Source organism: Arthrobacter sp. 2RAF6, assembly GCF_052115205.1.
In the GTDB taxonomy this organism is placed as follows: domain Bacteria; phylum Actinomycetota; class Actinomycetes; order Actinomycetales; family Micrococcaceae; genus Arthrobacter.
On record NZ_JBFRGF010000055.1, the window covers coordinates 22,033 to 28,683 of the forward strand.

5 protein-coding genes are annotated in these 6,651 nt (G+C 66.5%); all 5 read left to right on the plus strand.

Annotation, left to right across the window (positions count from 1 at the left end):
- The first annotated feature begins 56 nt into the window (after positions 1 to 56).
- Complete coding sequence (locus AB4Z38_RS23770; RefSeq protein WP_441431991.1) at positions 57 to 998, plus strand: ABC transporter permease; 942 nt, start codon at positions 57 to 59, stop codon at positions 996 to 998.
- Positions 995 to 2,842 carry a dipeptide/oligopeptide/nickel ABC transporter permease/ATP-binding protein gene (locus tag AB4Z38_RS23775; protein WP_441431992.1) on the plus strand — a complete coding sequence of 616 codons (1,848 nt, stop codon included), beginning with the start codon at positions 995 to 997 and terminating at the stop codon, positions 2,840 to 2,842. Before AB4Z38_RS23770 ends, AB4Z38_RS23775 begins: the two co-directional genes overlap by 4 nt.
- On the plus strand, positions 2,839 to 3,699 hold the full coding sequence (locus AB4Z38_RS23780; protein ID WP_441431993.1) for an ATP-binding cassette domain-containing protein: 861 nt from the start codon (positions 2,839 to 2,841) through the stop codon (positions 3,697 to 3,699). Before AB4Z38_RS23775 ends, AB4Z38_RS23780 begins: the two co-directional genes overlap by 4 nt.
- Positions 3,700 to 3,745: 46 nt before the next feature.
- On the plus strand, positions 3,746 to 5,182 hold the full coding sequence (locus tag AB4Z38_RS23785; protein ID WP_441431994.1) for a GH1 family beta-glucosidase: 1,437 nt from the start codon (positions 3,746 to 3,748) through the stop codon (positions 5,180 to 5,182).
- A 41-nt stretch (positions 5,183 to 5,223) separates the two neighbouring features.
- Positions 5,224 to 6,651 (plus strand): glycoside hydrolase family 3 protein (locus AB4Z38_RS23790; protein ID WP_441431995.1); only part of this gene is annotated, 1,428 nt, incomplete at its 3' end.

The window sequence follows — 6,651 nt, forward strand, 5'->3', positions numbered from 1 at the left end:
CGCTTGCTGCCGGTCTGGTCCCGGAGGCCCCAGGAACCTTCCCCTAAGGAACTTAGATGTACCGTTTCGTGCTGCGCCGCCTGCTCTCGGGCGTCCTCCTGCTGTTCGTCATTACAACGGTCGCCTACTTGCTGCTGTACGCGGGCGGCGGCGACATCGCCCGCCGCATTGTGGGCCCCACAGCCAGCCAGGCCCAGGTGACACTGAAGGCCTCCCAGTTGGGCCTGGACCGCCCGCTCGTGGTCCAGTACTGGGATTGGGTCACCCACGCCCTCACTGGTGACCTTGGACGTTCGTGGTTCAACGGCCAGCTGGTCGCCACCGGCGTCACCAGCCGGGTTTCCGTGACCCTCTCCCTGGTGTTGGGCGCCACCATCATAGCCGCCGTGATCTCGGTGGTCATAGCCGTCCTGGCCGCAGTGCGCCGGGGCTGGGTGGACCGTGTGGTCCAGTTCGTGGGTGTTCTGGGCTTCGCGATTCCCGGCTTCCTGATCGCTTTGGGACTCGTGTCCCTGTTCGCCTTGAACCTCAAGTGGTTCAAGGCCACCGGTTATGTACCGATTACGACGTCGTTCGGCGGCTGGGCGGCCACCGTCACCCTTCCGATCATCGCCCTTTCGATCGGCTGCGTCGCCTCGGTGGTCCAGCAGGTCCGGGGCTCCCTGATAGATGCCCTCCGCCAGGATTATGTCCGCACGCTCCGGGCCCGCGGCCTCTCCTTCAACCGGGTGGTGTACAGGCACGTGCTGCGCAACGCCGGCGGTCCTGCCCTGGCAGTCCTCGCAGTCCAGTTCATCGGCTTGCTCGGCGGTGCCGTGATCGTTGAACAGATCTTCGCCCTCCCCGGCCTCGGGCAGATTGCCGTTGCCGCCACCAGCCAGGGGGACATCCCGGTGGTGATGGGCGTCGTCGTCGCCACCGCCGCCATCGTGGTGATCGTCAACCTCATCATCGACCTCGCCCAAGGCTGGCTCAACCCGAAAGTTCGGCTGTCATGATCGACACTTCCATCGCACTGCCCACCCAGGCAGCCAAAGTCTCCTTGTTCCGCAAGCTCCTCACGAACCCCACCGGCGCCGCATCCATGCTCGTCCTTGCGCTCGTGGCGTTGGCCGCGGTGCTGGCACCTGTGCTCGCAACGCACGATCCCAGCCTGGCCAGCCTGCAGTCGGTCCTGGCCAAGTCCAGCCCGGACCACGTGCTGGGTGCGGACAGTGCCGGGCGTGACGTCTTCAGCCGACTGCTCTTCGCGGGACAGTTCAGCCTCGCCGGGGCGCTGTTGGCGCTCGTAGTTGCCGTCGCGATCGGCGTCATCGGCGGCCTGGTTGCCGGATACTACGGCGGCTGGTTCGATTCGATGTCCTCCTGGCTCACCGGCCTGCTGATGGCAATGCCCGGCATCGTCATCCTGCTGGCCGCCCGGGCGGTCGTCGGACCATCGATGTGGTTGTCCATGATGATCTTCGGCGTCCTGCTTTCCCCGGCCTACTTCCGGCTGGTGTACGCCTGCGTGACGGCGGTGCGCAACGAACTGTACGTCGACGCGGCACGGGTCTCCGGGCTCAGCGATTTCCGGATCATCGGCCGCCACATCCTCACTGTGGTGCGCGCGCCCGTGATCATCCAGTCCGCCATGGTCCTTGGGATCGCCATCGCCATCCAGGCCGGCCTGGAATTCCTTGGCCTCGGCGACCTGAACATCCCCACGTGGGGAAGCATGCTCAACGATGGCTTCATCAACCTCTACAAGGCACCCACCCTTGTGCTGTGGCCAAGCCTTATCCTCGGCGTCGTCTGTATTGCCCTGACCCTGCTGGCCAATGCCATGCGAGACGAACTCGAGCGCAGCCGCGGGCCGGTCAAGCGCCGCCGCAAGGGGGCCGCCGTCGTCGATTCCGCAGAAGCTGCCGCCAAGCGCGGCGAGCCTGCCGTGGTGCATCCCGAGGCGCCCGCCGATGAAGACAACCCCGTCGGTGAGATCCTCCTGGAGGTGGCCGACCTGGGGGTCGGCTACGACCAGCCCGACGGTTCTACCACCCACGTGGTGAACCATGTGGGCCTCACGGTCCGCCGCGGTGAAGTTCATGGTCTGGTGGGCGAGTCCGGCTCGGGCAAGACCCAGACCGCTTTCTCCATCCTCCGGCTCCTGCCGCAGGGCGGACGCGTCACCGGCGGCTCCATCATCTTCGACGGCACGGACCTGGCCCGCCTCTCCGAGAAGGAAATGACGAAGGTCCGCGGCAAGCGCATCGCCTACATTCCCCAAGAACCCATGAGCAACCTGGATGCCGCCTTCACCATCGGCAGCCAGCTCATGGAACCCATGCGGGTCTGCCTCGGCATCTCCAAGGCGGAGGCCCGGAAGCGCGCACTGGCCCTGCTCGCCAAAGTGGGGATTCCGAACCCCGAACGGACCTTCAACGCCTATCCACATGAAATCTCCGGAGGCATGGCCCAGCGGGTGCTGATCGCCGGCGCGGTCTCCTGCGAGCCGGACCTGCTCATCGCGGACGAGCCCACCACGGCACTGGATGTCACGGTGCAGGCCGAAGTGCTCGACCTGCTGCGCGAACTCCAGGACGAGTTGAAAATGGGCGTCATCCTGGTGACCCACAACTTCGGTGTCGTGGCCGACCTGTGCGACCGCGTGACCGTGATGCAGACGGGCCGCGTCGTGGAAACCGGGCCCGTCCGGACCATCTTCAAGGACGCCCGCCACCCCTACACCAAGCAGCTCCTGGACGCGATCCTTGAGGACGCGCCACCGCGTGGACCCCTCACGAGCAGTGCACCGCTTGGCACCGACGGACCGCTCACCAGCCTGACAGGAGTGAAGCCATGACCGAAACGCTGCTCGACGTCCGGGACGTCGTCGTCGAATATCCCCTCAAGGGCTTCCGGAGGGAACCATTCAAGGCGCTCAAGGGCGTCTCCCTGGACATCCGCCCCGGTGAGACCGTGGGCCTGGTGGGGGAGTCGGGCTCCGGCAAGACCACGCTGGGCCGCGCCGTGCTGGGGCTCGCCCCGGTCACCGGTGGAAGCATCAAATACCGCGGCCAGGAAATCTCCAAAGCCACCCGTGCCCAGCGCAAGGAGCTCAGCCACGAGATCCAGGTGGTGTTCCAGGACCCGTACACCTCGCTCAACCCGTCCATGACCATCGAGCAGATCCTCACGGAGCCGCTCACGGTCCGGAAAGTAGAACGCCAGGAGGCCAACAAGCGGGTCGCCGAGCTGCTGGACCAGGTCCGGTTGCCGCACGGCGCCGCCCACCGGCTGCCGCGCGAGTTCTCCGGCGGGCAGCGCCAACGCATCGCTATCGCCCGGGCCCTGGCCCTGGACCCGAAGCTAATCGTGTGTGACGAACCTGTCTCGGCCCTGGACCTCTCCACCCAAGCCACGGTGTTGGATCTTTTCATCGAGATCCAGGAACGCACCGGCGTCGCCTACCTCTTTGTCTCCCATGACCTCGCGGTGGTCCGCCACCTCAGCCACCGCGTGGCCGTGATGTATCACGGCGAAATCGTGGAATGGGGCGACGGCGAGCAAGTCACCGGAGAACCGGAACATCCCTACACCCAGCGCCTCTTCATGGCCGCCCCGGTCCCTGACCCGGACCGGCAAGCCCAACGCCGCGCCGACCGCCTCCGTTTGCTGGACATCCAGCACCAACAGAACGTCCAAGCCGGCGTGGCCTGACGCCCTAACCCACTCATCATCCGAAGACTTCAAGAAAGGCGAGCCCATGACGCAGCCGCCACTGTCCGCGAGCCCGGAACTCTCCCCAGCCGCCGCTTTTCCCGCCGACTTCGCCTGGGGCGTGGCCACCGCGGCGTACCAGATCGAAGGTGCCGTCAACGAGGGCGGACGCGGCCAGAGCATCTGGGACACCTTCTCCCACGAGCCGGGCAGCACCATCCACGGTGACAACGGGGACATCGCCTGCGACCACTTCCACCGCTGGGAAGCGGATCTTGACCTCATGGCGGAGCTGGGCATCCCGTCCTACCGGCTGTCCTTGTCCTGGTCCCGGTTGCAGCCCACCGGCGTCGGTCCGCTCAACCCTGAAGGCGTGCGCTTCTACCGTGAGCTGCTGGCGGGCTGCGCCGCCCGTGGCATCACTCCGTACGTAACGCTCTACCACTGGGACCTGCCACAGGCACTGCAGGACGACGGCGGCTGGCCGGCCCGGCAGACTGCCTACCGTTTCGGGGAGTACTCCGGACTCGTGGCGGAGGCACTGGGCGACCTCGCCGAGCACTGGATCACCATCAACGAGCCGATGTGCGCGGCCTTCCTTGGCCACTCCTGGGGCATGCAGGCCCCGGGCTTCAAGGACGATCGCCTCGCCGTACGTGCGGCCCACCACCTGCTCCTGGCCCACGGCCTGGCGCTGGCAGAGTTCCGGGCCCGCCGTCCTCGGGCCAAGGTTGGCATCACCAACATCATCGACAACCTCAACCCGGCCAGCGACTCCGACGCCGATCGCAAAGCCACGGAATACTGGGACGCCGTCAGCAACCGGATCTTCCTGGATCCCGTCTACCGAGGCCGTTACGCCGAGTCCACTATTGCGGCCTACGGCCAGTACGGACTGACCGCCACCGGCGAAGGGGCCGCAGCAGAAGACCTGGTCCAGCCTGGGGACCTGGCCATCATCTCGGCGCCTGGTGACTTTGCAGGCATCAACCACTACACCAACATGCTGGTTTCCGCGGACGAAGCAGCCCCGGGCGGGGCGAGCTGGACGCATGTGCAGCCAGCGCCGTCGTCGTTCGGTTGGTCCAATACGCCCGAGGCACTCAAGGCGGTACTCAAGCGGGTCGCCGCCGAGTACACCTCCCTTCCGCTGTACGTCACGGAAAACGGCGTGACATTCCATGACTATGTGGATCCGAATGGCGAGGTCCGCGACCCCGAACGCATCGACTACCTGCGCGGTTACATTTCCGCGGTAGGAGAGGCGATCGCCGACGGCGTGGACGTTCGCGGCTACTTCGCGTGGTCCTTCATGGACAACTTCGAATGGGCCGAAGGCTACGACAAGCGTTTCGGGCTGGTCTACGTGGACTACGGCACCCAGGCCCGCATCCCCAAGTGGAGCGCGTACTGGTACCGAAACATCATCGCCACCCAACGCGAAGCCGCCGGGGCCGCAGTCACCACGGGCGCCACCGTATGAGCATCGACACTTCATCTCTCATGACAGACAAGAAAGCCACCATGGAACTCCTCACCGACAAGACCATCGACCAACGCCTCGAGTCCCTTTTGGCCCGGCTGAGCCTGGAGGAGAAGGTGCGGTTGTTGACGGGCCGGGATTTCTGGACGACGTGGCCGGTGGAGCGGATCGGGTTGCGGCGGATGTTGTTCTCGGACGGGCCGACGGGGGTGCGGGGTGAGGTGTGGGATGAGCGGCAGCCGTCGATGAATTTCCCCTCGGCCACGGCGATCAGTTCGTCCTGGGATCCTGCGATGGCGGACCGTTTGGGGGCGGCGTCGGCGGTGGAGGCGCGCCGGAAGGGGGTCGATGTGGTGCTGGGCCCGACGATCAACCTGCACCGTTCCCCGCTGGGCGGGCGGCATTTCGAGGCGTTCAGCGAGGACCCGGTCCTGACCGCGGAGCTCGCGGCGGCGTATGTGGCCGGGGTCCAGCGCAACGGCGTCGGTGCGACCCCGAAGCATTACGTGGCCAATGATTCGGAGACGGACCGGTTCACGGTGGATGTGAAGGTGGGGGACCGGGCCTTGCGCGAGCTGTACCTGCTGGCGTTCGAGAAGGCGATCGTGGACTCGAAGGCGTGGCTGGTGATGAGCGCGTACAACTCGGTCAACGGCGCTACGGCCACGGAGAACGAGCTGCTGGAGTCCCCGCTGAACACCGAGTGGGGTTTCGACGGCGTGGTGATCAGCGACTGGACCGCGGTGCGCAGCGTGGAAAGCGCGAAACACTCCCAGGACCTGGTGATGCCCGGCCCGGACGGTCCCTGGGGTTCGGCGCTCGTGCTGGCGGTGAAGTGCGGSACGGTTCCGGAGGCCAGCATTGACCGGAAGGTGTTGCGGATCCTSCASCTCGCCGCGCGGGTGGGCGCCCTGGAGGGCTTCGAACCCGTTCAGGCCGTTCCGATAGACCGCGAGGATCCGCTCGCGTTCGCGAGGGAGGCGTCCGTGGCCGGGACGGTGATGGTGAAGAACGACGGCGTGCTGCCGCTGGCTCCCGACTCTGTCACCAGCGTCGCGGTGATCGGGCACAACGCCCGCCATGCCCGGACCCAGGGCGGCGGGTCCGCGACCGTGGTCCCCGARAAGATCGTSACCCCGCTGGACGGGATCCGTGCCGCGTTCGGCCCCGAGAAGGTCTCCTACAACGTGGGCGCAGTGGTGCAGGAAGGCATCGCCGAACTGCCCCTGGAACAGCTCAGGAACCCGGTCACGGGCGGGCCGGGGCTGCGGGTGCGCTTCTTTGCCTCCACCGGCAAGGAACTCTTCGCSGAGGACCGCCGCTCCACCGCGCTGGTCTGGTTCGGCGGGGACGCCCCCATCGCGGAGTCCTCCATGGTCCAGTTCCACACCCACTACACGCCCGAGGAGAGCAGCACGATCCGCTTGGGCTTCTCCACCGTGGGGCACGGCCGGATCTTCGTGGACGGG